At 65.6% G+C, this 24,022-nt stretch carries 25 protein-coding genes and 1 tRNA gene; 8 read left to right on the forward strand and 18 right to left on the reverse strand.

Translation table 11 applies throughout. The features are described 5' to 3' along the window. Positions 1–53 precede the first annotated feature (53 nt). The 3 genes from ACODTA_RS26245 to ACODTA_RS26255 all read left to right on the forward strand — a co-directional run bounded on the left by ACODTA_RS26245 (position 54) and on the right by ACODTA_RS26255 (position 2,385). Positions 54–719, forward strand: a complete 666-nt coding sequence (locus ACODTA_RS26245; RefSeq protein ID WP_222991153.1) for a PilZ domain-containing protein — start codon at positions 54–56, stop codon at positions 717–719. Positions 720–827: 108 nt separating this feature from the next. Further along, positions 828–1,205, forward strand: a complete 378-nt coding sequence (locus ACODTA_RS26250) for a hypothetical protein (RefSeq protein ID WP_489070144.1) — start codon at positions 828–830, stop codon at positions 1,203–1,205. Position 1,206: 1 nt separating this feature from the next. Next, on the forward strand, positions 1,207–2,385 hold the full coding sequence (locus ACODTA_RS26255; protein WP_489070146.1) for a low temperature requirement protein A: 1,179 nt from the start codon (positions 1,207–1,209) through the stop codon (positions 2,383–2,385). A gap of 9 nt (positions 2,386–2,394) precedes the next feature. On the opposite strand, the gene ACODTA_RS26260 is transcribed toward ACODTA_RS26255, so the two are convergent. The 3 genes from ACODTA_RS26260 to ACODTA_RS26270 are packed head-to-tail and all read right to left on the reverse strand — an operon-like array spanning position 2,395 to position 5,387. Next, the gene (locus ACODTA_RS26260) at positions 2,395–3,309 is read right to left on the reverse strand and encodes a 50S ribosomal protein L11 methyltransferase (RefSeq protein WP_489070148.1); all 915 of its coding nucleotides are present in this window, start codon (positions 3,307–3,309) and stop codon (positions 2,395–2,397) included. Further along, on the reverse strand, positions 3,299–3,988 hold the full coding sequence (locus ACODTA_RS26265) for an SDR family NAD(P)-dependent oxidoreductase (RefSeq protein WP_489070150.1): 690 nt from the start codon (positions 3,986–3,988) through the stop codon (positions 3,299–3,301). Before ACODTA_RS26265 ends, ACODTA_RS26260 begins: the two co-directional genes overlap by 11 nt. Before the next feature lie 52 nt (positions 3,989–4,040). Continuing rightward, complete coding sequence (locus ACODTA_RS26270; protein ID WP_489070152.1) at positions 4,041–5,387, reverse strand: methyl-accepting chemotaxis protein; 1,347 nt, start codon at positions 5,385–5,387, stop codon at positions 4,041–4,043. 211 nt (positions 5,388–5,598) lie between these two features. On the opposite strand from ACODTA_RS26270, the gene sdhC reads away from it, so the two are divergent. The 4 genes from sdhC to ACODTA_RS26290 all read left to right on the forward strand — a co-directional run bounded on the left by sdhC (position 5,599) and on the right by ACODTA_RS26290 (position 8,782). Beyond that, entirely contained in the window at positions 5,599–5,994 is a 396-nt protein-coding gene (gene sdhC / locus ACODTA_RS26275) for a succinate dehydrogenase, cytochrome b556 subunit (RefSeq protein ID WP_489070154.1), read from the forward strand. After that, positions 5,994–6,383, forward strand: a complete 390-nt coding sequence (sdhD, locus tag ACODTA_RS26280) for a succinate dehydrogenase, hydrophobic membrane anchor protein (RefSeq protein ID WP_489070156.1) — start codon at positions 5,994–5,996, stop codon at positions 6,381–6,383. The genes sdhC and sdhD overlap by 1 nt, the downstream gene beginning before the upstream one ends. Then, positions 6,383–8,170, forward strand: coding sequence for a succinate dehydrogenase flavoprotein subunit (gene sdhA / locus ACODTA_RS26285; RefSeq protein ID WP_489070158.1), 1,788 nt, complete (start codon positions 6,383–6,385; stop codon positions 8,168–8,170). Before sdhD ends, sdhA begins: the two co-directional genes overlap by 1 nt. A gap of 63 nt (positions 8,171–8,233) precedes the next feature. Beyond that, the gene (locus ACODTA_RS26290; protein ID WP_489070160.1) at positions 8,234–8,782 is read left to right on the forward strand and encodes a glutathione peroxidase; all 549 of its coding nucleotides are present in this window, start codon (positions 8,234–8,236) and stop codon (positions 8,780–8,782) included. Between the two features lie 118 nt (positions 8,783–8,900). On the opposite strand, the gene ACODTA_RS26295 is transcribed toward ACODTA_RS26290, so the two are convergent. The 14 genes from ACODTA_RS26295 to hspQ all read right to left on the reverse strand — a co-directional run bounded on the left by ACODTA_RS26295 (position 8,901) and on the right by hspQ (position 23,266). Continuing rightward, positions 8,901–9,176, reverse strand: coding sequence for a formate dehydrogenase subunit delta (locus ACODTA_RS26295; RefSeq protein ID WP_489070162.1), 276 nt, complete (start codon positions 9,174–9,176; stop codon positions 8,901–8,903). Next, positions 9,173–12,019: a formate dehydrogenase subunit alpha gene (gene fdhF / locus ACODTA_RS26300; RefSeq protein ID WP_489070164.1), complete on the reverse strand. Its 2,847-nt coding sequence runs from the start codon at positions 12,017–12,019 to the stop codon at positions 9,173–9,175. The genes ACODTA_RS26295 and fdhF overlap by 4 nt, the downstream gene beginning before the upstream one ends. Next, on the reverse strand, positions 12,016–12,558 hold the full coding sequence (gene mobA / locus ACODTA_RS26305) for a molybdenum cofactor guanylyltransferase (protein ID WP_489070166.1): 543 nt from the start codon (positions 12,556–12,558) through the stop codon (positions 12,016–12,018). Before mobA ends, fdhF begins: the two co-directional genes overlap by 4 nt. Further along, entirely contained in the window at positions 12,555–14,039 is a 1,485-nt protein-coding gene (locus tag ACODTA_RS26310) for a formate dehydrogenase beta subunit (protein WP_489070168.1), read from the reverse strand. The genes mobA and ACODTA_RS26310 overlap by 4 nt, the downstream gene beginning before the upstream one ends. Continuing rightward, complete coding sequence (locus ACODTA_RS26315) at positions 14,039–14,482, reverse strand: NAD(P)H-dependent oxidoreductase subunit E (RefSeq protein ID WP_489070170.1); 444 nt, start codon at positions 14,480–14,482, stop codon at positions 14,039–14,041. Before ACODTA_RS26315 ends, ACODTA_RS26310 begins: the two co-directional genes overlap by 1 nt. Before the next feature lie 70 nt (positions 14,483–14,552). Continuing rightward, complete coding sequence (locus ACODTA_RS26320; protein WP_489070172.1) at positions 14,553–15,458, reverse strand: LysR family transcriptional regulator; 906 nt, start codon at positions 15,456–15,458, stop codon at positions 14,553–14,555. A gap of 66 nt (positions 15,459–15,524) precedes the next feature. Continuing rightward, on the reverse strand, positions 15,525–16,373 hold the full coding sequence (gene fghA / locus ACODTA_RS26325) for an S-formylglutathione hydrolase (protein WP_489070174.1): 849 nt from the start codon (positions 16,371–16,373) through the stop codon (positions 15,525–15,527). Between the two features lie 12 nt (positions 16,374–16,385). Beyond that, positions 16,386–16,769, reverse strand: coding sequence for a VOC family protein (locus ACODTA_RS26330; RefSeq protein ID WP_489070176.1), 384 nt, complete (start codon positions 16,767–16,769; stop codon positions 16,386–16,388). A gap of 28 nt (positions 16,770–16,797) precedes the next feature. Then, positions 16,798–17,910: an S-(hydroxymethyl)glutathione dehydrogenase/class III alcohol dehydrogenase gene (locus ACODTA_RS26335; protein WP_222991136.1), complete on the reverse strand. Its 1,113-nt coding sequence runs from the start codon at positions 17,908–17,910 to the stop codon at positions 16,798–16,800. 143 nt (positions 17,911–18,053) lie between these two features. Continuing rightward, positions 18,054–18,665, reverse strand: a complete 612-nt coding sequence (gene eda, locus ACODTA_RS26340; RefSeq protein WP_489070178.1) for a bifunctional 4-hydroxy-2-oxoglutarate aldolase/2-dehydro-3-deoxy-phosphogluconate aldolase — start codon at positions 18,663–18,665, stop codon at positions 18,054–18,056. Between the two features lie 127 nt (positions 18,666–18,792). Further along, the gene (edd, locus tag ACODTA_RS26345; RefSeq protein ID WP_489070180.1) at positions 18,793–20,610 is read right to left on the reverse strand and encodes a phosphogluconate dehydratase; all 1,818 of its coding nucleotides are present in this window, start codon (positions 20,608–20,610) and stop codon (positions 18,793–18,795) included. Between the two features lie 13 nt (positions 20,611–20,623). Then, positions 20,624–21,328 carry a 6-phosphogluconolactonase gene (pgl, locus tag ACODTA_RS26350; RefSeq protein WP_489070182.1) on the reverse strand — a complete coding sequence of 235 codons (705 nt, stop codon included), beginning with the start codon at positions 21,326–21,328 and terminating at the stop codon, positions 20,624–20,626. Positions 21,329–21,371: 43 nt separating this feature from the next. Next, entirely contained in the window at positions 21,372–22,823 is a 1,452-nt protein-coding gene (zwf, locus tag ACODTA_RS26355) for a glucose-6-phosphate dehydrogenase (RefSeq protein WP_489070184.1), read from the reverse strand. 62 nt (positions 22,824–22,885) lie between these two features. Beyond that, the gene (gene hspQ, locus ACODTA_RS26360) at positions 22,886–23,266 is read right to left on the reverse strand and encodes a heat shock protein HspQ (RefSeq protein WP_489070186.1); all 381 of its coding nucleotides are present in this window, start codon (positions 23,264–23,266) and stop codon (positions 22,886–22,888) included. 121 nt (positions 23,267–23,387) lie between these two features. Between hspQ and ACODTA_RS26365 the strand changes: the two genes are divergently transcribed. Beyond that, positions 23,388–23,477 (forward strand) — tRNA-Ser (locus ACODTA_RS26365). A gap of 114 nt (positions 23,478–23,591) precedes the next feature. Here the strand turns inward: ACODTA_RS26365 and ACODTA_RS26370 are convergent. Beyond that, positions 23,592–23,846, reverse strand: coding sequence for a hypothetical protein (locus ACODTA_RS26370; protein ID WP_489070188.1), 255 nt, complete (start codon positions 23,844–23,846; stop codon positions 23,592–23,594). Positions 23,847–24,022 lie beyond the last annotated feature (176 nt).

A 24,022-nucleotide genomic window follows, 5' to 3' on the forward strand; every position in this document is an offset into this window, starting at 1 on the left:
GAAATGGTGCGTTTCCGTCCAAAGCATTTTCAAGCAAAAGGCTGGACACCCCCATGGCCCAAGGCAGTGCAATTACAGGCAAATCTCGTCTGACGGATGACGATCCGGCGATCGCTGGCATCTTCATTCCGCAGCCCGATCGCCGTCAGGATCAGCGCCTCATCACCATCCTCCGGGTCGGCAAGATGATCTGCGCGCGCAATCAGGAACTCTGCCTGATCCGCAACATCTCCGAAGGCGGATTGATGGCGCATGTCTATTCACCGCATGAGGTGGGTGATCGCGTCGTCATCGAACTCAAGTCCGATCATTGCGTTGCGGGCACGATCCGCTGGCTGCAGGGCGACAATGTCGGCATCGTCTTCGACGAACGCGTCGACGTCGCCGAAGTGCTGCGCAACCGGGGCGTGGCGGATGGCCGCCGGCCACGCGCGCCGCGCCTGGAAGTGCGGGGCTATGCGCGGCTGCGCATCGGCTCGGAAACCTGGCGGGTCGAGGTGAGCGATCTCTCGCAGGGCGGGGCCAAGGTGAAGGTGTCCGATTATCTGCCCGTCGACGAGGATGCGGTGGTGACGATCGATGGCCTGCGTCCGGTCAAAGCCGTGATCCGTTGGCAGGAGGGCGATTATGCCGGCCTGGAATTCCTGCCGATCATTCCCCTTGAAGAACTGGTCCAATGGCTCGGCCTGCGGCGCGAACGCGAGGAACGCGAGAACTGATCGGGGACGCGTAAGCACTTTCGAGATCGCGTAGACCCTGGCGCTTCACCCCTTGCCATGGGGCGTCGCTGACGGAATAGTCGGCGTGCTGCGGGCAAGGGGGTGGCGATGGACCGATCCGGGCTGGAAGGGCGCGATGCACTGTTCGTGATGGCGCGGGTGCTGATCGCCAGCGTGTTCGTTGGGCTGGGCTTCGAACGGATCGCCGTCATGCTGGGTGGCGGTGTGCCATTCTCGCCCGGCGCATTCGGTTTCTCGGCATTCGAGGCGGCGGCCGGCATCGCGATCATGATCGGATGGCGGGTTGCGATCGTCGCGCCGTTGATGGCGGCCTTTCTGCTTGTGGATGCTGTCCTCTCGCACCCGTTCTGGGCGGTGCAGGCGACCGAGTTCCATGGCCAGTGGCTGCACTTTCTCAAGAATATGAGCGCGATCGGCGGCCTGCTCCTGCTGGCGCTCCTTGCCCGCTCGCGCGCGGCCGCCTGAGGTGGCGGATCCTGCCGCGCAGGGCCTGCTGCGCCTTCGCTCCCACACGCATGACGATGCGAAGGTCGGCTATGTCGAGCTGTTCTTCGATCTCGTCTTCGTCTTCGCGGTCACCCAGCTCAGTCATGGCCTGCTTGCGCATCTGACGCCGCTGGGCGCCATCCACACGGCCATGCTGCTGCTCGCGGTCTGGTGGGTGTGGATCTACACCGCATGGGTCACCAACTGGCTCGATGTCGAGCGGATGGCGGTGCGGCTGCTGCTGTTCGCGCTGATGGGGCTGGGGCTGCTCATGTCGCTCTCGATCCCGCAGGCTTTCGACGCGCGGGGCATGGTGTTCGTCACGGCTTTCCTGACTATCCAGATCGCGCGCCCGGCATTCATGCTTGCCGCGTTGCGCGGGCGCAGCCTCGACAATTATCGCAATTTCCAGCGCATCCTGATCTGGGCACTGCTCTCGGCGCCGCTCTGGATCGCCGGGGCGCTGGTGGAGGGACATGGGCGGACGCTCTGGTGGGCGGCGGCGCTCGCGATCGACTATGCCGGCCCCCTGCTCGGCTTCCTGGTGCCGGGGCTCGGCCGGACGCTGACCGGCACATGGAATGTCGAGGGGCATCATCTGGCGGAGCGCTGCGGGCTGTTCGTCATCATCGCGCTCGGCGAATCGGTGCTGATCACCGGAGCCACCTTCGCCGAAGTGCCGTGGAGCGCGCCCGAGATCGCCGGGTTCGCCAGTGCCTTTCTGGGCACCGTGGCGATGTGGTGGATCTATTTCAATGTCGGCGCGGTGCGCGGCAGCGAACGGATCGCGCATCATGACGATCCCGGGCGGATGGCGCGGCTCGCCTATACCTATCTCCACCTACCCATTGTCGCCGGCATCATCGTGACCGCCGCGGCCGACGAACTGGTGCTTGCGCATCCGGTCGGTCATGCGGCGGGCATGGCGGTCGCTACGATCCTGGGCGGGCCGGCGCTCTATCTGCTGGGCAACATGGCCTTCAAGCGCACCACGGCCGCGCATTTCCCGTTGTCGCACATGGTCGGGCTCGCGATGATCGCCGGGCTCGCCATGGTCGCCGGGCATATGGAGCCGGTGGCGCTTTCGGTCGCCACCACCGCGATCCTGCTGCTGGTCGCCGCCTGGGAGACACTGTCGTTCAGGCGCGGGGCCGCCTGACGTTATCGACTATTTGCCGCGCCGCTTGACCAGCCGGAGCGTCGGCCAGTCGCCCCTGTCGATCCGGCCGGCCAGCCGCAATCCCTGGCGACGATAGGCGCTGGCGACGCGCTCGGCCTGGCTGTCGAGAAGGCCGGCGAGGATCAGCGTGCCGCCTTCCTCCAGCGCGGCGGCGATGGGTGCTGCCATCTCGATCAGCGGACCCGCCAGGATATTGGCGATGATGAGGTCATAGGGCGCGCGGTGCCGCAGCATCCGATGCGACATGCCGGGGGCTACCGCAAGCGCCAGCCGGCCCTCCCGGTTGCCGATGCGGATGCCGTTCACGTCCGCATTCTCGCGGGTGACGTCGATCGCGATCGGATCGATGTCCGACGCGGTCGCATAGGCGTGGGGCCAGAGATGCATCGCGGCGAAGGCCAGCAAGCCGGTACCTGTGCCGAGATCGAGCATGTCGCGGAACACCAGTCCCTTCCGCTTCAGCGCATCCAGCGTCAGCAGGCAGCCGGTGGTCGTCTCATGCTGGCCGGTTCCGAAGGCCAGGCCCGCCTCGATCAGGAAGGCGCGTGTACCCGGCGGGGCCGTGCCGGTGTGTGTGGAGGTATGGACATAAAAGCGCCCCGCATGGACGGGCTCGAGCCCGGCCTGGCTCATCGTCAGCCAGTCCTGTTCGTCGAGCCGCTCGATCCTGGGCTTCTTGCGCCCGGCACTCGGCACCAATCTGCGAATGAGCGCGATCGCCTCGTCATCGGGCTCCATCTCGAAATAGGCGTCGAGCCGCCAGGCATCGGGATTGTCCGGCTCGTCCTCGCTGGTCATCAGCACCGGCGGGTATGGCAGCATGGCGAGTTCAGGCACATCGCCGTTCAGGGTCTGCGCCTCCGCCAAGGTGCAGGGCAGGGTGAGTTTCCAGCTATCGGACATAGCTTGCTCCATTCACGTCGAGGACCGCTCCGGTCATCGAGGGGGGCGCCGAGAATGCGCAAAATGCGGCGACTTCGGCCACTTCATCCGGATCGGCCACCTTGCCCAACGGAATGTCGGCAAGCAGGGCGGCGCCGTCCCGGCTCGCCAGATACTCCTCCGCCATGCCGGTCAGCGTGAAGCCGGGGCAGATCGCGAAGGCATGGATGCCCTCGTTCGCATAGGCGCGCGCGATCGTCTTGGTCATCGCGACCATGCCGGCCTTCGACGCGGCATAATGCCAGTGCGCCGGGCTGTCGCCGCGATGCGCGGCGCGGCTGGCGATATTGACGATGCGGCCACCCTCGCCGCGCTCGCGGAAATGCAGGACGGCGAGGCGGCAGAGCTCGGCGGACGCGGTCAGGTTGATCCGCATCGTCCGTTCCCAATCCGCGACCCATTGGTCGTGCGGCGTATCGATCGGCGTTGCTTCGAAGATGCCGGCATTGTTCACGAGCACATCGACCCGGCCGTCGAGCCGTTCGAGCGCATTTCCCCACAACCGGGCCGGTGTCGCGGGTTCGGAAAGGTCGCCATCGGCGCTGCCGGTGCCGACGATGCGGGCGCCGCCCCGTTCGAGCCGCGCGGCGATCGCTGCGCCGATCCCGCGGGTGGCGCCGGTAAGAAGGATATTGGTCATGGGGCCGCTTTAGCGGCCGAGTCCGCGTGAGCCTAGCATTGTTGGGCGGTCATCAGCCGATCCGGGCGACATAGCTACCGGCGGCCTGTTTCAGCGTGCCGATGCGCTGCGCCATCGTGCCGAACCCGGTTTCGAGCTGATCGATCTCGGTCGCGACATTCTCGGTATCGGCGCGGATCGCGGCGATCGTGCCCGACATCGAATCGGCGGCCAGGGCGGTCTCGTCGACCGCCGCGGTGATCATGGTGACGGTCTGGGCCTGCAATTCCATCGCATCGCGGATGCGCTCGGCAGAGGCCTGCACTTCGTTCACCGTCTGGCGGATCGACGCGCTGGTCTGCACCGTGGTGCGCGTGGCGGTCTGGATCGCCTCGATCTTCGCCGCGATCTCGTCGGTCGCGCGCGCGGTCTGGTTGGCCAGCGACTTCACTTCCTGCGCGACCACCGCGAAGCCGCGCCCGGCATCGCCGGCGCGCGCCGCCTCGATCGTCGCATTGAGCGCGAGCAAATTGGTCTGGCCGGCGATCTCGCGGATCAGCCCCAGGATCGATTCGATGGATTCAGCGTGGGAGGACAGCATCTGCGATACGCCGACCGCTTCACCCGCCTGGCTCGACGCGCGCGTCGCGATGTCGGCGGCGACCTCGACTTCGGCGCGCGCATCCTCGATCGCGCGGATCAGTCCGGCGGCGGTCTGCGCCGCCTCGCGCATCGCCAGCGCCGATTGTTCGGCGGCTGACGCCACTTCGGACGCCTTGCTGAGCATGCCGCGCGCCGAAGCGGAGGCGCCATGCGCCTGGCTGCGCAGCGACTGGCCGAGCTCGGAGGCGATCTCGACCTCGCTCGCGATGCGTTCGTTGAAGGTCCCCGCGCGTTCGGCGCGTTCTGCGCGCGATTGCTGGACGTTCCGTGAACGGATGAAATCGGCCATGATCTCGGCCTCGATCACGCCGATGCGCTGGATCGCCTCGACGCCCCTGCGATAGCGGTCGGGCTCATGCCCGATGGCGTCCCACAGCGCCTCGGTCGCCCGGTTGCCGGCGTGGCAGAGCGCACCGAGCAAGCTGTAGAGCGGAACCCCCGCAGCGCGGATATAAGCGGCGTGGCCGATCGCCAGATCGGCCCAGGCCTGGCTGGTCGGATCGGCGAATTTCGCGAGGATGTAATCGCGGCTGGCGGCGACCGCCTCGGCCCGCTTGGCCTCGCCATATTGATGCCGGATCGGCGCCGCCCCCTTGGAACGCAGGAACTGCTCCCAGAAATCGCGCGCGATGCTTTCGGCCGATGGCCCGATCAGGGCGTGGACGTCTCGGCAGGCGGGCGCGAGCTGACCGTCCCAGTCGAAATCGGCCAGGCGCTCCGCGATGGAAATCGTGATCTGCTGATCGGCCTTGCTCATGGCTGCGCCCCCGGAATGTGCATGGGGAACGGGCATAGCCCCAGTTGGTTAATGACCTGTTAGTTGGGCGCATGGCGTGTTGCATGCTGGCAATCTTGGGCTTAGGGCCGGTCCCGCAAGTCAAGATGCCGGGGCTGCCCATGGCGCCATCCGGCCATTGCGACTTGCAAGCACAGGCCCTAACAGCGTCCCGGAATCCAAGGGGGATATGATGACTCGCAATCCCAAACGGCCGCTGTCGCCGCATCTGGGCATCTGGAGATGGGGGCCGGCCATGGCCGTTTCCATCATGCACCGCGTGACGGGCAACGGCCTTGCCGTGGTTGGCGCGATCGCATTCGTCTGGTGGCTGGCTGCCGCCGCGAGCGGACCTGAGGCCTACGAGACCTTCATGAGCTGGGCGACCTGGTGGCCCGGCTATGTCGTCGCGATCGGCCTGACCTGGGCATTCTTCCAGCACCTGTTTTCGGGCCTGCGCCATTTCGTGCTCGATACCGGCGCCGGATACGAGCTCCAGTCGAACAAGCTGTGGTCGCTCGGCATCTTCGCAGCGGCGGTCTTCGCCACGATCGGATTGTGGATGATCATTCTCGGGAAGGGCCTCTGATGGGTAGCGGCACCGGAATCGGCCGCGTTCGCGGCCTCGGCTCGGCCAAGCACGGATCGCATCACTGGCTGATCCAGCGCATGACCGCGCTCGGCAACCTCGTCCTGCTCCTGTGGTTCGTCTTCTCGCTCGTCCGCCTGCCCGGTTTCGACCACGGCACCGTGGTCGCCTGGTTGTCGAGCCCGCTCGCGGCGGTGCCGATGATCCTGCTCGTCGTCAGCGTCTTCTGGCACCTGCGCATCGGCATGCAGGTGATGATCGAGGATTACGTCCATGACGACGCGCTGCGTGTGCTGAGCATCGTCCTTCTCAACTTCTACGCGATCGGCGGCGCCGCGCTCGGCGTCTTCTCCATTGCCCGCATCGCCTTCGGTGGAGCCCCCGCCTGATGACGCAAGCCTATAAGATCATCGATCATATGTACGACGCCGTGGTTGTCGGTGCCGGCGGTTCCGGCCTGCGCGCCACCATGGGCATCGCCGAGAAGGGGTTGAAGACGGCTTGCATCACCAAGCTGTTCCCGACGCGCTCGCACACCGTCGCGGCGCAGGGCGGCATCGCCGCCAGCCTCGGCAATATGGGCCCCGACCACTGGACCTGGCACATGTACGATACCGTCAAGGGATCGGACTGGCTGGGCGACCAGGACGCGATCGAATATATGGTGCGCGAAGCGCCGGCCGCGGTGATCGAGCTCGAACATGCGGGCGTGCCGTTCAGCCGCACCGACGAGGGCAAGATCTACCAGCGGCCATTTGGCGGCCATATGCAGAATATGGGCGCCGGCCCGCCGGTGCAGCGCACCTGCGCCGCGGCGGACCGTACCGGCCACGCGATGCTCCACGCGCTCTATCAGCAGAGCCTGAAGTACGACGCGGACTTCTTCATCGAATATTTCGCGCTCGACCTGATCATGGAAGGCGGCGAGTGCAAGGGCGTCATCGCGCTTTGCATGGAGGATGGCTCCATCCACCGTTTCCGCAGTCATGCCGTGGTGCTCGCCACCGGCGGTTCGGGGCGCACCTATTTCTCCGCCACCTCGGCGCATAGCTGCACCGGCGACGGCGGCGGCATGGTGCTGCGTGCGGGTCTGCCGCTGCAGGACATGGAATTCGTCCAGTTCCATCCCACCGGCATCTATGGCGCGGGCGTGCTCATCACCGAGGGCGCGCGCGGCGAGGGTGGTTATCTGACCAACTCGGAAGGCGAGCGCTTCATGGAGCGCTATGCCCCCTCCGCCAAGGATCTCGCCAGCCGCGACGTCGTCGCGCGCTCGATGGCGATGGAAATGCGCGAGGGACGCGGCGTCGGCAAGAACGGCGATCATATCTTCCTGCACCTGGATCATATCGATCCGGCGGTGCTCGCGGAACGCCTGCCCGGCATCACCGAGACCGGCAAGATCTTCGCGGGCGTCGATCTGACGCGCCAGCCGCTGCCCGTCACGCCGACCGTCCATTACAATATGGGCGGCATCCCCTGTAACTATCACGGCGAAGTCGTGACGCTGAAGGACGGCAATCCCGACAGCGTCGTCCCCGGCTTGTTCGCGGTCGGCGAAGCGGCGTGCGTTTCGGTCCATGGCGCCAACCGCCTCGGTTCCAACTCGCTGATCGACCTTGTGGTGTTCGGCCGCGCGACCGGCTTCCGCATCGCGGAGTTGATCAAGCCCAACAGCAAGCATGGCGCGATCAACACCGAAGCCGATGACAAGGCGCTCGGCCGTCTCGACCGGTATCGCAATGCTGCCGGCGGCACGCCGACGGCGAAGATCCGCCTCGACATGCAGCACACGATGCAGAAGCATTGCGCGGTGTTCCGCGACACCGAGCTGCTGCGCGAGGGCCAGGGCCTGATCGACAAGGTCTATGCCAGTCTGCAGGACGTCGGCGTCACCGATCGTTCGCTGATCTGGAACACCGACCTCGTCGAGACGCTGGAGCTCGACAACATGCTGCCCCAGGCGGTGGTGACGATGCATTCGGCCGCCAACCGCAAGGAAAGCCGCGGCGCACACATGCACGAGGATTATCCCGATCGCGACGACGCGAACTGGATGAAGCACACGATCAGCTGGTTCGAAAAGGGTGCGGTGACGCTCGATTCCCGCCCGGTCCACGAATATACGCTGACCGACGAAGTGGATTACATCAAACCCAAGGCACGGGTTTACTGATCGGATCGGGGCTCCTTCGGGAGCCCCTTTTCGTTGAGGCCCGGAGCATCCGAGGAGAATGAGATGACCGCGATTCAGGATATTGCGCTGAAGACCATCACCGGCGCTGACGCGTCGCTGGACGACTATGCGGGCAAGGTGGTGCTCGCGGTCAACGTCGCCTCGAAATGCGGGCTCACGCCGCAATATGAAGGGCTGGAGGCGCTCTACGCGCGATATCGCGACCAGGGGCTGGTGGTTGCCGGTTTCCCCGCCAATGATTTCGGCGCGCAGGAGCCGGGGAGCAACGACGAGATCGCCGAATTCTGCACGACCAATTTCGGCGTCGATTTTCCGATGTTCGAGAAGATCCAGGTCACCGGCGCCGACAAGCACCCGCTCTATGCCGCGCTGACCAGCGCAGCACCCACGGCGCTCGGTGATCCCGAGGCGTTCCGCGAACGGCTGCGTGGCTTCGGCATGACGCCCAATCCCGAGCCCGAAATACTCTGGAATTTCGAGAAATTCCTGATCGGCCGCGACGGCGCGGTCGTCGGCCGTTTCGCGCCGACCACCGCGCCCGACGATACCGCTCTTGTCGCGGCGATTGAGGCGGAATTGGCGAAGGGTTAGAGGCTTGAACTCATTGCATGGCCCGTACGTCATGCCAGCGTAGGCTGGCATCTTCTACAGAATGAAGCGGGATCTGGTTGGGAGATGCCTGCCTGCGCTGGCATGACGGCGGGAGAGTCTACCCCGCGTCGGAACCGCCGGTCTCATCCACTGCGTTGAATTCGGTCGCGCGGGTCTGATGGCCCGGATCCATGCCCTGTTTCAGCATCTCGATCGCGGCGGCGGCGACAGGGGAGAGGCCGGCGCCGTCCGCAAACACCTTCGCCTTCATCCGCGGATCCCAGAACATGCGGATATGGTCGGCGACGGCCGCCACCGCATGATCATGCTGCATCGCGCCCAGATTCCGCGCGATCTGGTTGGCCATGTAGATCAGGCGCTCCTGCCCGTTCACTCCGCCGCCTCCAGCGGCGCGATCCGCCGCGAGCGCTCGGACAGCGCTTCATAATCCTCCTGCCAGTCGGTGGGGCCGTTGGATGGCGTCACCTGGACGGCGGTCACCTTGTATTCGGGGCAGTTGGTGGCCCAGTCCGAGAAATCGGTGGTCACCACATTGGCCTGCGTCGCGGGATGGTGGAAGGTGGTGTAGACGACGCCCGGCGCGACGCGATCGGTGATCAGCGCGCGCAGCGTGGTTTCGCCCGATCGGCTGGCCAGGCGCACCCATTCGCCGTCCTTCAGGCCGCGATCCTCGGCATCGACCGGATGGATCTCCAGCCGGTCCTCGGGATGCCAGGCGGTGTTCGCGGTCCGCCGCGTCTGCGCGCCGACATTGTAGTGGCTGAGGATGCGGCCGGTCGTCAGCAGCAGCGGGAAGCGCGGGCCGGTCTTTTCGTCCGTCGGCACATAGTCGGTCACGACGAACTTGCCCTTGCCGCGCACGAAGCCGTCGATATGCATTGTCGGCGTGCCTTCCGGCGCGGCCTCGTTCACCGGCCATTGCAGCGAACCCGCTTCGTCGAGGCGACGGAAGTTCACGCCGGCGAAGCTCGGCGTCAGCCGCGCGATCTCGTCCATGATCTCGCTGGGATGGGTATAATTCCAGTCGAGCCCCATCGCGCGCGCCAGTTCCTGCGTCACTTCCCAGTCGGCATAGCCGTTGATCGGGGTCATCACCTTGCGCACCGGCTGGATGCGCCGCTCGGCGTTGGTGAAGGTGCCGTCCTTCTCCAGGAAGGTCGATCCGGGCAGGAAGATATGTGCGTAATTGGCGGTTTCGTTGAGGAACAGGTCCTGGACGATCACGCATTCCATCGCGGCGAGACCGGCGGAGACATGGCGCGTATCGGGATCGGACTGGAGGATGTCCTCGCCCTGGATATAGATCGCCTTGAAGCTGCCATCGACGGCGGCGTCGAGCATGTTGGGAATGCGCAGGCCCGGCTCCGCATCCAGGCTGACACCCCAGTCATCCTCGAACAATGCACGCGTCGTGCCGTCGGAAATGTGGCGGTATCCCGACAATTCGTGCGGGAAGCTGCCCATGTCGCACGCGCCCTGGACGTTGTTCTGTCCGCGCAAGGGATTCACGCCCACGCCGGGCCGGCCGATATTGCCCGTCGCCATGGCGAGATTGGCGATCGCCATCACCGTCGACGATCCCTGGCTGTGCTCGGTCACGCCCAGCCCGTAATAGATCGCACCGTTCCCGCCCGTGGCATAAAGCCGCGCCGCGGCGCGCAGCTCCGCCGGATCGACCAGCGTGACGGGGGCCAGCGTCTCGGGGCTGTTCTTCTCGAGCGAGACGAAATCGGCCCAGTCGCGATACTCGTCCCAGTCGCAGCGCTCGCGGATAAAGGTCTCGTCGGCGAGCCCTTCGGTGACGACGACATGCGCCAGCGCGGTCAGCACCGCGACATTGGTGCCCGGACGCAGCGGCAGATGGTGCGCCGCCTCGATATGCGGCGAGCGGACGAGATCGGTGCGGCGCGGATCGATCACGATCAGCTTCGCGCCCTCGCGCAGCCGCTTCTTCATTCGGCTGCCGAACACCGGATGCGCGTCGGTCGGGTTGGCGCCGATCACCAGCATCACATCGGTATGCTCGACGCTGTCGAAATCCTGTGTGCCGGCGGAGGTGCCGAAAGTGGTCTTCAACCCATAGCCCGTCGGCGAATGGCAGACGCGCGCGCAGGTATCGACATTGTTGTTGCCGAAACCCGCGCGAATCAGCTTCTGGACGAGGAAGGTCTCCTCGTTGGTGCAGCGGCTGGAGGTGATGCCGCCGATCGAGCGCTGGCCGTATTTCGCCTGGATCCGCTTCAGTTCCGAGGCCGCATGGGCGAACGCCTGTTCCCAGCTCACTTCCTGCCAGGGCTGGTCGATGCTTGCACGGATCATCGGCTTGGTGATCCGCTCCTCATGCTGGGCGTAGCCCCAGGCGAAACGGCCCTTGACGCAGCTATGGCCGCGATTGGCCTTGCCGTCCTTCCACGGCACCATGCGGACGAGCTGTTCGCCGCGCATTTCCGCGCGGAAGGTGCAGCCGACGCCGCAATAGGCGCAGGTGGTGACGACCGAGCGTTCGGGCGTGCCGATCTCGATCAGCGACTTCTCGCTCAAGGTCGCGGTCGGGCAGGCCTGCACGCATGCACCGCATGAAACGCATTCGGACGAGAGGAAATCGTCTTCGGCGGTGCCCGCCGAAACCTTGGACCCGAAGCCGCGGCCCTGGATGGTCAGCGCGAAGGTGCCCTGAACCTCTTCGCAGGCGCGCACGCAGCGCGAGCAGACGATGCATTTCGAGGATTCGAAGTCGAAATAGGGATTGGACCGGTCCTTGGCCTGGCCGAGGTGATTCTCGCCCTGATAGCCGTAGCGCACGTCGCGCAGCCCGACCGCGCCCGCCTGGTCCTGCAATTCGCAATCGCCATTGGCTGCGCAGGTCAGGCAATCGAGCGGGTGATCGGAGATATAGAGCTCCATCACGCCCTTGCGCAGCTTTTGCAGCCTGGGGGTCTGGGTATGCACGGTCATGCCCGGCGCGACGGGCGTGGTGCAGGATGCCGGCGTGCCGCGTGCGCCGTCGATCTCGACCAGGCAGAGCCGGCACGATCCGAACTGCTTGAGCGAATCGGTCGCGCAGAGCTTGGGGATCGCGGTGCCGATCTCCGCCGCGGCGCGCATCACCGTGGTGCCGGCGGGAACAGTGACGGCGCGCCCGTCGATGGTGAGCGTCACCGTCTGTTCCGATTGGGATTCGGGCGTGCCGAAATCGGTCTGGCGGGAATAGGTCATGCGGCCCGATCCTGACGATAGGAGGCGAGATCCTCGGGGGTGTTGAAATTGTGGAACATGGCGTCGAGCGCGACGGTGCGGGCGCCGGACAGGGCGATCCAGCCGCGCATCGTGCGATCGTCCTGCGTGACGAGATGCTGGTGGAGCGCGTCGGCGAGATCCGCTCGCCACAGGCCGATCAGCGGCTGCCCTTTCGCCACCGCATTGGCATTACCCAGCAGGGCTGGCAGGTTTGCCGGAAGTGGCAATATGTCGCATCCTGCGGTCAATACTGTCTCGAAGCCGTGGTCGCGGGCATGGTGGAGCGCGGCGCATAGCCCACCCAAGGGCCCCTGATCCGGCGCCGGGCGATCGGGGATCATGGTCAGCCCCGGCCAGTCGCGCCCGACCACGACCAGTGCGTCGGTCTGCGCGCCCAGTGCGCCGGTGACATGATCGAGCAGGGGCGTGCCATCGAGCGATGCGAGCGCCTTGTCGCTGCCGAAGCGGCGCGATCGGCCGCCGGCGATGATCGCGCCCAGGGTCCGGCCGCGCGTCATTCGGCGGCTTCCTTCAATCCGAAATCCTCGGGGAAATGATGGAGCGCGCTGAGCACGGGATAGGGCGTGAACCCGCCGAGCGCGCAGAGCGAACCGAACTTCATCGTCTCGCACAGTTCCTCGACAAGCGCGATATTGGCCAGCCTGTTCTCGTTTGCGACGATCCGGTCGATCGTCTCCACGCCGCGCGTCGATCCGATCCGGCACGGCGTGCATTTGCCGCAGCTTTCGACCGCGCAGAATGCCATCGCGAAACGTGCTTGCGCCGCCATGTCGACCCGGTCGTCGAACACGGTCACGCCGCCATGGCCGATCAGGCCGTCGCGCGCCGCAAAGGCCTCATAGTCGAACGGCGTGTCGAACAGCGCCGGCGGGAAATAGGCGCCGAGCGGCCCGCCCACCTGCACCGCGCGCACCGGCCGGCCGCTCTCGGTGCCGCCGCCGATCGCGTCCACCAGTTCGCCCAGCGTGATGCCGAATGCGGTTTCGAACAGGCCGCCATGGCGGATATTGCCGGCGAGCTGGATCGGCATGGTCCCGCGCGAGCGCCCCATGCCGTAATCGGCATAGGCCTGCGGCCCTTCGGCCAGCACGAAGGGCACGGCGGCGAGCGTCAGCACATTGTTGATGACCGTCGGGCGCCCGAACAGCCCCTGGTGCGCCGGAAGCGGCGGTTTGGCGCGGACCTCGCCGCGCTTGCCCTCCAGCGAGTTGAGCAATGACGTCTCCTCGCCGCAGACATAGGCGCCGGCACCGGTACGCACCTCGATCCTGAAGGGCGCGACGATCGAACGGCTCGCTTCGACGGCGGCCTCAAGCTTGGCGATGGCATGCGGATATTCGGAGCGGAGATAGACGAAGCCGGTATCGGCGCCCGTCGCCAGCCCGGCGATCGCCATGCCCTCGATCAGCAGATAGGGATCGCCTTCGATCAGCATGCGATCGGCGAAGGTGCCGCTGTCGCCCTCATCGGCGTTGCAGACGATATATTTGCGGGCGCCCGGCGCATCGAGCACCGTCTTCCACTTGATGCCGGCGGGAAAACCCGCGCCGCCGCGCCCGCGCAGGCCCGATGCGGTGACGGTCTCGACGATCTGTTGCGGCGTCATCGCGCGCGCGGCGGCAAGGCCCGCCCAGCCGCCGGTCGCTTCGTAATCGTTGAGCGACAAGGGCCGCGTCCGTCCGGCGCGCGCGAAGGTCAGTCGAGTCTGGGCGGCGATGAAGGGATGGGCCGTGACGTCGCCGATGCGGATCGCGTCCGCGCGCCCGTCCAGGATCGCGGCGACATCGGCGGGCGAGACCGGACCATAGCCGATGCGTTCGCCGTCCGCCTCGATCTCCACCAGCGGTTCCAGCCAGTGCATGCCCCAGCTCGACACCCGCACGATCTCCGCGTCGGGGGTGGCGCTGGCGAACGCCTTGGCCACCCGGTCCGCGCCACAGGCGATGGCCAGCGCATCGTCGGAAATCAGGATCCGCATCACATCGCCTCGATCAATGCGCCGAGCGACGCCTGGTCGAGCCGCGCATGCACGTCGCCGTCCAGCATCGCATTGGGGCCGACGCTGCACAGCCCCAGGCAATAGACGGGCTCGATCGCCACGCGATCGCCGGCCTGCGATCGCGCCCATTCGGCCAGCGGTTCGGATCCGCGCGCCTGACAGGCTTCAGCGCGGCACAGTTTGATCACCGGGCGTGGTTCGGGGCTGGTGCGGAAATCATGGTAGAAGCTGACGACGCCGTGCACCTCCGCGCGGCTCAGGTTCAGCGCGTGCGCGATCGTGCGGATCGCGGTTTCGTCGATCCAGCCATGATCGGCCTGGATGGCATGGAGGATCGGCAGCAGCGCGCCCTCGCGATGCGCGTGGCGGCTGATGATCGCCCTGACATCCTCTTGTCTGGCTGCGTCGTTCGGCAGGTTCATGGCCTCAGCGGTCACGCAAATCAACGCAAAGGTCAAATTGAGAGCCGTTATCCTTGATAGGCATTATCTATCATGAAGCGCGCGAAGATGCCGCCAGCTCGATCGTCTCGGCCACTGCCAGTGCCGCGCGCGCGAGCGGCGAAAGTGGCTCGCGATCGAGCACGACCAAGCCGATGCTGTTCGGTGGCGCTGGATCGACGATCTCTATCACGCGCAGTTCGGGATCGCCCGCGACGAACTCGGCATGGCTGTCGGTGACGATGCTCGACAATCCGCCATGCGCCACCATCGAAAGCAGCGCCACATAGGAATCTGCGGTGGCGACCGGCGTGATCGAAAGGCCGAGCCGCGCCAGATGCGCATCGAGGATCCGGCGATTCTGCATGCCTTGATGGAGCAGGCAGAGCGGGGTCGCCGCGACGTCACGCCAGGTGACGGCATCGCTGGTGCCGAGCGGCGAATCGGTGCGCGCCGCGAACATGTAGCGTTCGGAATAAAGCGGCACCGCGCGCACCTGGGCCGGCGGATCGTCGTGGAGATAGGTCAGCCCCGCCTCCAGCTCGTAATCGAGGAGCGCGCGCTCGATCTCTCGCGAGGTGAGCGACCGGATCGTCACTTGCAGCCGGGGGTGCTGGGCGCGCAGCGCGCGCATCAGATGGCCGATGCATGGCATGGCTGCCGGGATCGCGCCGATGCGCAGCTCGCCGCGCAGCGGACCCGCCGGTGCGTCGATCGCGCGGCGCAGGCCTTCATGGTCGGCAAGCAACTGGCGCGCGAAGGGCAGGATGGCATGCCCCTCCGGCGTCAGGTCGATAAAGCGCCGGTCGCGCACCACCAGTCTCTTGCCGAGCATCTCTTCCAGCGCGGCGATGCCGGCGGACAGCGTCGGCTGGGTGACGTGGCAGGCTTCGGCGGCGCGCGCGAAATGCTTTTCGCGGGCCAGCGCGACGAAATAGTCGAGAAAGCGAAGCTGCATGGTTGGGAGTTAGACCAACGGCCCTCTCCTGTCATTCCCGTGCAAGCGGGAATGACGGCGAGTGATTTACCCCCTGAACAACCGCTCCGCATGCCAGCGGATATGGTCGTCCATGAAGGACGAGATGAAATAATAGCTGTGATCGTAACCCGGCTGCATGCGCAAGGTGAGCGGGATGCCGGCCGTCTCGCAAGCGGCCTGCAACAGTTCGGGCCTGAGCTGCTCGAGCAGGAAATTGTCCGCCGCGCCCTGGTCGACCAGGATTTCGGCCACGCGCGCGCCATCCTCGATCAGCGCGGTCGCGTCATAGGCACGCCAGCTCGCGCGATCTTCGCCCAGATAGCCGCCCAGCGCCTTGTGCCCCCAGGGGCATTGGCCCGGCGCGCTGATCGGCGCGAAGGCGGAGACGCTGCGGAAGCGTGTCGGATGCTTGAGCGCGATGGTCAGCGCGCCATGCCCACCCATCGAATGGCCGGTGATCGCCTGACGATCCATGTCGGCAGGGAAATGCGCCGCGACGAGTCCGGGCAGTTCCTCGGTGACATAGGAATACATCCGAAAATTGGCGCGCCACGGTTCGGCGGTGGCGTCGACATAGAAGCCGGCGCCCTTGCCGAAATCATAGCCTTCGTCGTCGGGCACGTCGTCGCCGCGCGGCGACGTATCCGGACAGACGATGATGACGCCGAGTTCGGCCGCCGCGCGCCGATACTCGCCCTTCTCCATGACATTGGCATGGGTGCAGGTGAGGCCGGAGAGATACCAGAGCACCGGCAGTTTCGCACCCGGGGCTTCCGCCTGAGGGGGCAGGAAGACCGCGAAGGTCATGTCGGTGCCGGTTTCGGCGGACGTATGGCGATAGACGCCCTGCGTTCCGCCGAAGCTCCTGTTGGTCGAGACGGTTTCGAGCGTCATTGATCTATCGGATCAGGCGGCCGGGCGGTGCAGGGCGCACAGCTTGTTGCCGGCGGGATCGCGCAGATAGGCGAGATAGAGCTTGCCGAAGCCGCCCTCGCGGAAGCCCGGCGGATCCTCGCACGCCACGCCGCCATTGGCGACGCCCGCCGCATGCCAGGCATCGGCCTGTTCGGGCGAACTGGCGGCAAAGCCGATCGTGCCGCCATTGGCATGGCACGCGGCCTGGCCGTCGATCGGCGCGGTCACCATGAAGATGCCGCCGTTATTGGCGTAGATCAGCCGGCCATGATCATCGACGCGCGCCGGCCTGCCGCCGAGTGCGCTGAACGTGGCGTCATAAAAAGCCTTGGATTCGTCGAGGTCGTTCGAACCGACCATCACATGTGAGAACATGGCAGCTTCTCCCTGTCGCTCCGTGGTTTCAGAACACGACGACCGAACGGATGCTCTCGCCGGCGTGCATCAGGTCGAAGCCCTTGTTGATCTCTTCGAGGCTGAGCACATGGGTGATCATCGGATCGATCTCGATCTTGCCGTTCATATACCAGTCGATGATCTTTGGCACGTCGGTCCGGCCCTTGGCGCCGCCGAACGCGGTGCCCTTCCAGACGCGGCCGGTGACGAGCTGGAACGGGCGCGTGGCGATTTCCTTGCCAGCTTCGGCGACGCCGATGATGATGCTTTCGCCCCAGCCGCGATGGCAGCATTCCAGCGCGGTGCGCATCACTTCGGTATTTCCGGTGGCGTCGAAGCTGTAATCGGCGCCGCCATCGGTGAGCTGAAGCACTTCGGCGATCACCTCGTCGCGGCTCTTGCCCTTGCCGTTGATGAAATGGGTCATGCCGAACTTGCGGCCCCATTCCTCGCGATCGGGATTGATGTCGACGCCGACGATCACGTCCGCGCCCACCATCTTGGCGCCCTGGATCACGTTGAGGCCGATGCCGCCCAGGCCGAAGACGACGACTTTCTCGCCCACCTGCACCTTCGCCGTGTTCACGACCGCGCCGACGCCGGTGGTGACGCCGCAGCCGACATAGCAGCTCGTCTTGAACGGCGCGTCCTCGCGGATCTTCGCCACCGCGATCTCGGGCAGCACGGTGAAGTTGGAGAAGGTCGAGCAGCCCATATAATGGAAGATGGGCTGGCCCTTGTAGCTGAAGCGCGTTGTGCCGTCGGGCATCAGACCCTTGCCCTGGGTTGCGCGGATCGCGGTGCACAGATTGGTCTTGCCGCTGAGGCACGATTTACACTGGCGGCATTCGGGGGTGTAGAGCGGGATGACATGATCGCCGGGGACGACGGAGGTGACGCCGGCGCCCACCTCGCGCACGATGCCCGCGCCTTCATGTCCCAGGATCGAGGGGAAGATGCCCTCGCTGTCGAAGCCGTCGAGCGTATAGGCGTCGGTATGGCAGATGCCCGTCGCCATGATCTCGACGAGCACTTCGCCGGCCTTGGGCCCTTCCAGGTCGACTTCGACGATCTCCAGCGGCTTCTTGGCTTCGAATGCGACGGCGGCGCGGGTCTTCATGGGCTTCCTCCCCAGGGAACAGGATTGTGGACGGGCGTCTAAAGATGCCTATCAGAAGCGACAAGTGTCATCGACATTGTCTATCTTTGATAGACCAGAGTCTGTTGGGAAATGCGCTCTTCCGCACATTTCCAAACAGACTCTCATCCCAGCGATGCGGCCTTGGCTGCGGCAGCGGTGATCGCTGCGGGATCGGGCGCGCCCTTGCCGACCATCCAGCTTCCGCCGACGCACAGCACCTGGGGGATCGCGAGCCAGTCGGGCGCGGTTTCCGGGGTGATCCCGCCGGTCGGGCAGAAACGGCAATCGGCGAAGACGGGAGTCAGGCTCTTGAGCGCCGGGGTGCCGCCCGCCGCCATGGCGGGGAAGAATTTGAAATGGGTCAGGCCGAGATCGAGGCCGCGCATGATATCGCCGGCATTGGCGGTGCCGGGCAGGAAGGGAATGCCGCTTTCCACCGCCGCCTTGCCCAAGGGCTCGGTCAGCCCGGGTGAGACGATGAATTCGGCGCCCGCGTCGATACTGGCGCGCAGATTTTGTGGGTTGAGCACGGTGCCCGCGCCGACGATCGCGCCGTCGACGCGCTTCATTTCACGGATCGCGTCGAGCGCGGCCGCTGTGCGCAGCGTAACTTCCAGCACCCTGAGCCCGCCAGCGACCAGCGCCTCGGCGATCGGGCGGGCATGGGCGAAATCCTCGATCACCAGCACTGGGATAACGGGCGCGGTGCGCATGATGGCTTCGATGGGTTTCATATGTCTTGATCGTCCCCAATCCGTTCGGGCCGAGCCTGTCGAAGCCCTGTTCTTCTACTTTGGAACCAAGGGAAAGGCAGGGCTTCGACAGGCTCGGCCCAAGCGGATTTCCCCGATAATCTCTTGTCTATAATCCCGCGAAGGTCAGCATCGCCGATGCGCCGCGCTCCGCCTCGTCGGCGCCGCGCCGCATCAGCGCGAACAGTTCGCGGCCGGTGCCCATCGCTGGCGGCGGCGGATCGGCCGGCATGCGCGACGCCCATTCCGCGTCGCTCACCAGCGCGGTCAGCTCGCCGCGTGTCGCGCAGACACGGACGATGTCGCCGTCGCGCAGCCGGGCCAGCGGTCCGTCGTTGAGCGCTTCGGGGGTGGCATGGATCGCCGCCGGCACCTTGCCCGACGCGCCGGACATGCGCCCGTCGGTGACCAGCGCGACGCGGAAGCCCTTGTCTTGCAGCACGCCCAGCGATGGCGTCAGCTTGTGCAGTTCGGGCATGCCATTGGCATGCGGCCCCTGGAAACGGACGACCACGACGACATCGCGTTCGAGCTCGCCCGCCTTGAACGCGGCGATCACCTGATCCTGATCGGAGAAGACGCGCGCCGGTGCCTCAATCGTCCAGCGATCGGGGGCGACCGCGCTGGTCTTGATCATCGCGCGGCCGAGATTGCCGGTCAGCAGTCGCATGCCGCCATCGGGCATGAACGGTGCCGCGACCGGGCGGAGCAGGCTGTCGTCACGGGTCTCCGCGACGTCGTTCCAGACCAGGACCTTGCCGTCGAGCGCGGGTTCCGCAGCATAGGCGTTCAGATCGCCGTCCCACACCGTCATGATATCGCCATGCAGCAGTCCCGCCGCGATCAGTTCGCGGATAACGAAGGCCATGCCGCCCGCCGCGTGGAAATTGTTCACGTCGCCGGCGCCGTTGGGATAGACGCGCGCGATCAGCGGCACTGCCGCCGACAGCCGGTCCATATCCTCCCAGTCGATCAGGATGCCGGCGGCGCGGGCGATCGCGGGCAGATGGATGGCGTGGTTGGTCGATCCGCCGGTCGCGAGCAGACCGACGGCCGCGTTCACGATCGCACGCTCGTCCACGCACAGGCCGAGCGGACGATAGTCCTGGCCGTCCCAGCCGATCGCGGTGAGGCGGTGCACCGCCGCGCGCGTCAGTTCCTGGCGCAGCTTGGTGCCGGGATGGACGAAGGCGGCGCCGGGCACGTGCAGGCCCATCACCTCCATCATCATCTGGTTGGAATTGGCGGTGCCGTAGAATGTGCAGGTGCCCGCGCCATGATAGCTGGCGGCTTCCGCCTCCAGCAGTTCGTCGCGCGATGCCTTGCCCTCGGCATAGAGCTGGCGGACGCGCTGCTTTTCCTTGTTGGCGAGGCCCGACGGCATCGGTCCCGCCGGGATCAGGATCGTTGGCAGATGGCCGAAGCGTAATGCGCCGATCAGCAGCCCGGGGACGATCTTGTCGCAGATGCCGAGCAGCGCCGCGCTTTCGAACATGCCGTGGCTGAGCGCGATCGCGGTGCCCATGGCGATGGTGTCGCGGCTGAACAGCGACAATTCCATGCCGATCTGGCCCTGGGTGACACCGTCGCACATCGCCGGCACGCCGCCGGCCACCTGCGCCGTGGCGCCGGCCTCGCGCGCGAAGACCTTCATCTGCTCAGGGTATCGCCCATAGGGCTGATGGGCGGAGAGCATGTCGTTATAGGCGGTGACGATGCCGATGTTCATCGCCTTGCCGCCGCGGATCGCGGCCTTGTCGTCGCCCGCCGCGGCGAAGCCATGCGCGAGATTGCCGCACGACAGGCGGGGCCGATCGATGCCGGTCTCTCGTTCGCGCTCGATCAGGTCGAGATAGGCGTCGCGCCCCGCTCTCGACCGTTCGATCACCCGATCGGTGACGGCGGCGATTTCGGGGTGCAGGGTCATGCGCGGTCCCTTCTCAATCGGTCAGCCAGTGGATGTCGATCGGCTGCTCGTAATCGGCGAGCACGCGGCCGATCGGTACGCTGGAACTGGGGCCATCGGCGATCGCACGTTCCAGAACCTTCTGCTTTTCGGCGCCCTTGATCGCGATGGTCAGCGTGCGCGCCGAAAGGATCGCGGCACGGGTCAGCGTCACGCGCGCCACCGGCGCCTCGGCGGGCAGCGGATCGGGCATCACGCCCACCGCGCGTCGCGCCTTCGGGCCGTTCAGCGCCTCGTCGAGATCGGGGCCGGGAAAGATCGAGGCGGTATGCCCGTCGGTGCCGATGCCCAGCCACACCAGATCGGGCGGCCAGTGCAGGTCCTGCAGCCGCGCATCGGCGGCGTTGCCCGCCAGCTTGTGGTCCTTGTTCTCGGTGGCGATGGGCAGAACGCGCGCGCCGAGCGGAATGAAGACCTTGGCGATGCTCGCGACGTTGCTCAGCGGATCGTTGACCGCCACCAGACGGTCGTCGGTCGGGATGATCGTGACGTTCTTCCACTTGAGCTTGGCCTTGGCCAGCTTGGCGAAGATCGGAGCGGGCGTGCCGCCGCCGGGGAACGCCACCAGCGCCTGGCCGCGCGCGTCCAGCGCCTGTTCGATGATGAAGCCGATGTCGCCGGCAACGGCGTCGGCCCATTCATCCTCGTCCTCATAATCCCAGAATTCGGCTTCGATCATGTCCGGTCCTCAGTCATTCCAAAAATCATCAATCATGCCCGGATCAATCGTGCCACGTCACGCCATCGCGCTCGGTCAGCGCGATCGCCAGCGACGGGCCCCAGCTTCCCGCGCCGTAGGGCTTGGGCTTCATCCCGTTCTTCGCCCAGCCGGCCCGGATCGCGTCGATCCAGTCCCACTGCGCTTCCACCTCGTCGCGGCGGACGAACAAGGTTGGATCGCCCTCGATCAGGTCGAGCAGCAGCCGCTCATAGGCGATGCGCCGGCGCGTGCCGGCAAAGGCGTGGGTCAGCGACAGGTCGAGCGGCACCTCGCGCAGATGGATGCCTTCGCGGTCGAGGCCGGGTTCCTTCGCCATCACCAGCAGTCGGATATATTCCTCCGGTTGCAGGCGGATGACGAGCTTGTTCGCCTTCAGCTTGCCGCCGCGCTTGGCGAAGATCGAATGCGGCACGCATTTGAACTGGATGAAGATCTCGGACTGGCGCGTGGGCAGCCTCTTGCCGGTGCGCAGATAGAAGGGCACGCCCTGCCAGCGCCAGTTGTCGACATGCGCCTTGATCGCGACGAAGGTCTCGGTGTCCGACGATTTGCCGAGTTCGTCGGCATAGCCCGGCACCGCCTCGCCCTTGCTCGCGCCGGCGCCGTACTGGCCCGTCACGGTATGATTCGGCGCGGTGTCGGCATCGATGCGGCGCAGCGAACGCAGCACCTTCACCTTCTCGTCGCGGATCGCGGTCGCGTCGAAACTCGCCGGCGGCTCCATCGCCACCAGCGCGAGGAGCTGCAGCATATGGTTCTGCACCATGTCCCTCAGCGCGCCGGTGTCATCGTAAAAGCCGACCCGTCCTTCGAGCCCGACGGTTTCCGACACGGTGATCTGGACATGGTCGATGCCGTTGGCGTTCCATAACGGCTCGAACATCGAATTGGCGAAGCGCAGCGCCAGCAGGTTCTGTACGGTTTCCTTGCCCAGATAATGGTCGATGCGGAAGGTCCGCTCCTCGGGGAAGGCGGCGGCCACCGCGTCATTGATCTCGCGCGAGCTGGCGAGATCGGTGCCGAGCGGCTTTTCCAGGCCGATCCGGACATTGTCGCCGGCCAGCCCGGCCGATTTGAGCCCGGCGATCGTCGGCTCGAACAGGAAAGGCGCGGTCGACAGGAAGATGGCGAGGCCCTTGGACGTATCGCCGACCTTTTCGGCGAGCGCGGGAAAGCCGTCCGAATTCGATGCATCGAGCGGCTGGTAGAACAGCCGCTCGATGAAGCCGGCGATCGCCGCCTCGTCCTTGCGGTCGGCGGGCAGGAATTCGTCGAGTGCCTTGCGCGCGAAATCGCGATAACCGGCATCGTCGAGCACGCTCCGCGCGGTGCCGACGATGCGGAGATGATCCGCCACCAGCCCATCGGCATGGAGCGCGTAGAGCGAGGGCAGCAACATGCGCCGCGCGAGGTCGCCGGTCGCGCCGAACAGCAGAAGCGTTTCGAAAGGCATGAAAGGGCTCATGCCCCCGGTTTCCACCGGGGGTCAACCACGCTCACGCATCGCGCGCAAATTTAGTGGCGATGTTCCCGGCGCAGGCGATAACGCCCATCGGCATAACCATCGAAGATGCCCGCGATGGCGGGGTGGTCCACCGGTTCCTCGCTTTCGTCGCTCACCAGATTTTGCTGGCTGACATAGGCGATATAGCTGCTCTCCGCATTCTCGGCGAGCAGGTGGTAGAAGGGCTGGTCCCTGCGCGGACGGACGTCCTCGGGAATCGCCTCATACCATTCCTCGGTATTGGCGAAGACGGGATCGATATCGAAGATCACACCGCGGAAATCGAACAGCCGATGCTTCACCACATCGCCGATCGAAAAACGCGCATGGCTGACAGGCGGCATCGACGGTGGCGGGGCGCCATTGGCCGAAGCGGAACTGGGTACGGTCATGATCTTAATCTAGGGTCGTTTTCGACATCCGCAAGCCGGCGCTTGTCAGATCCGAAAGCCTGCGCTAAGGCCCGCCCCTCATTCGACCGGCCGCACCCGTCCGGGTGCCCCGTTCCTCTGCGGAGAGGTGGCTGAGAGGTCGAAAGCACCGCACTCGAAATGCGGCGTGCCGGCAACGGTACCGTGGGTTCGAATCCCACCCTCTCCGCCAGTCAAGCGAAAATCCGGTTGGTTTCCGGAGTTTTCGCCGCAAGCCAGTCTGGCCACTCACCAATATCACTCACCATAGTGCGAACCAGCCGTTTTTTCTCGATGGTGGCTCGTCTTAAATGGGGTTAGGCTTGACTTTTGCCGCCGCGTTCTTCGCATCGCCGACATGCCTTTTGAGGCGGATCGAATCCATGGTGATAATCATGTCGTCGATGGCGCCGTTGCGATCTTGAACGATGAGTATGCCTGCGCCGTTGTCCCAAGTCGCGGTTGTCTGGTCAAACTTGTTGCCAATACCATTTTGAACGGAACCTTTGACGACCGAAGCTTCGCCGAATTTTTTCGACAACGCGTCCAGAACGGGCACCATGGCTATGGCGCGCGATCGACCGGAAAAGCTAAAAAGCTTTGTGACACCATCGACCGGGTCACGAACGAAAGAAAATGTGTAAGGGCTTACTCCATAGCCATCGGCTGGAAGCGCTAATATTCTAGGTGTTTGATCCCACGGTTTGATGGTGCGATCCTTTCATTGGAATGGAAGGA

This window comes from Sphingomonas sp. FG14 (assembly GCF_057809675.1).

What these genes read in the sequence shown, in the direction of transcription:
- ACODTA_RS26245 (WP_222991153.1), top strand. Translation starts at nt 54, where the DNA reads ATGGCCCAAGGCAGTGCAATTACAGGCAAATCTCGTCTGACGGATGAC.
- ACODTA_RS26250 (WP_489070144.1), top strand. Translation starts at nt 828, where the DNA reads ATGGACCGATCCGGGCTGGAAGGGCGCGATGCACTGTTCGTGATGGCG.
- ACODTA_RS26260 (WP_489070148.1), bottom strand. Translation starts at nt 3,309, where the DNA reads ATGTCCGATAGCTGGAAACTCACCCTGCCCTGCACCTTGGCGGAGGCG.
- ACODTA_RS26265 (WP_489070150.1), bottom strand. Translation starts at nt 3,988, where the DNA reads ATGACCAATATCCTTCTTACCGGCGCCACCCGCGGGATCGGCGCAGCG.
- ACODTA_RS26270 (WP_489070152.1), bottom strand. Translation starts at nt 5,387, where the DNA reads ATGAGCAAGGCCGATCAGCAGATCACGATTTCCATCGCGGAGCGCCTG.
- sdhC (WP_489070154.1), top strand. Translation starts at nt 5,599, where the DNA reads ATGACTCGCAATCCCAAACGGCCGCTGTCGCCGCATCTGGGCATCTGG.
- sdhD (WP_489070156.1), top strand. Translation starts at nt 5,994, where the DNA reads ATGGGTAGCGGCACCGGAATCGGCCGCGTTCGCGGCCTCGGCTCGGCC.
- sdhA (WP_489070158.1), top strand. Translation starts at nt 6,383, where the DNA reads ATGACGCAAGCCTATAAGATCATCGATCATATGTACGACGCCGTGGTT.
- ACODTA_RS26290 (WP_489070160.1), top strand. Translation starts at nt 8,234, where the DNA reads ATGACCGCGATTCAGGATATTGCGCTGAAGACCATCACCGGCGCTGAC.
- fdhF (WP_489070164.1), bottom strand. Translation starts at nt 12,019, where the DNA reads ATGACCTATTCCCGCCAGACCGATTTCGGCACGCCCGAATCCCAATCG.
- mobA (WP_489070166.1), bottom strand. Translation starts at nt 12,558, where the DNA reads ATGACGCGCGGCCGGACCCTGGGCGCGATCATCGCCGGCGGCCGATCG.
- ACODTA_RS26310 (WP_489070168.1), bottom strand. Translation starts at nt 14,039, where the DNA reads ATGCGGATCCTGATTTCCGACGATGCGCTGGCCATCGCCTGTGGCGCG.
- ACODTA_RS26315 (WP_489070170.1), bottom strand. Translation starts at nt 14,482, where the DNA reads ATGAACCTGCCGAACGACGCAGCCAGACAAGAGGATGTCAGGGCGATC.
- ACODTA_RS26320 (WP_489070172.1), bottom strand. Translation starts at nt 15,458, where the DNA reads ATGCAGCTTCGCTTTCTCGACTATTTCGTCGCGCTGGCCCGCGAAAAG.
- fghA (WP_489070174.1), bottom strand. Translation starts at nt 16,373, where the DNA reads ATGACGCTCGAAACCGTCTCGACCAACAGGAGCTTCGGCGGAACGCAG.
- ACODTA_RS26330 (WP_489070176.1), bottom strand. Translation starts at nt 16,769, where the DNA reads ATGTTCTCACATGTGATGGTCGGTTCGAACGACCTCGACGAATCCAAG.
- ACODTA_RS26335 (WP_222991136.1), bottom strand. Translation starts at nt 17,910, where the DNA reads ATGAAGACCCGCGCCGCCGTCGCATTCGAAGCCAAGAAGCCGCTGGAG.
- eda (WP_489070178.1), bottom strand. Translation starts at nt 18,665, where the DNA reads ATGAAACCCATCGAAGCCATCATGCGCACCGCGCCCGTTATCCCAGTG.
- edd (WP_489070180.1), bottom strand. Translation starts at nt 20,610, where the DNA reads ATGACCCTGCACCCCGAAATCGCCGCCGTCACCGATCGGGTGATCGAA.
- pgl (WP_489070182.1), bottom strand. Translation starts at nt 21,328, where the DNA reads ATGATCGAAGCCGAATTCTGGGATTATGAGGACGAGGATGAATGGGCC.
- zwf (WP_489070184.1), bottom strand. Translation starts at nt 22,823, where the DNA reads ATGCCTTTCGAAACGCTTCTGCTGTTCGGCGCGACCGGCGACCTCGCG.
- hspQ (WP_489070186.1), bottom strand. Translation starts at nt 23,266, where the DNA reads ATGACCGTACCCAGTTCCGCTTCGGCCAATGGCGCCCCGCCACCGTCG.
- ACODTA_RS26370 (WP_489070188.1), bottom strand. Translation starts at nt 23,846, where the DNA reads ATGGTGCCCGTTCTGGACGCGTTGTCGAAAAAATTCGGCGAAGCTTCG.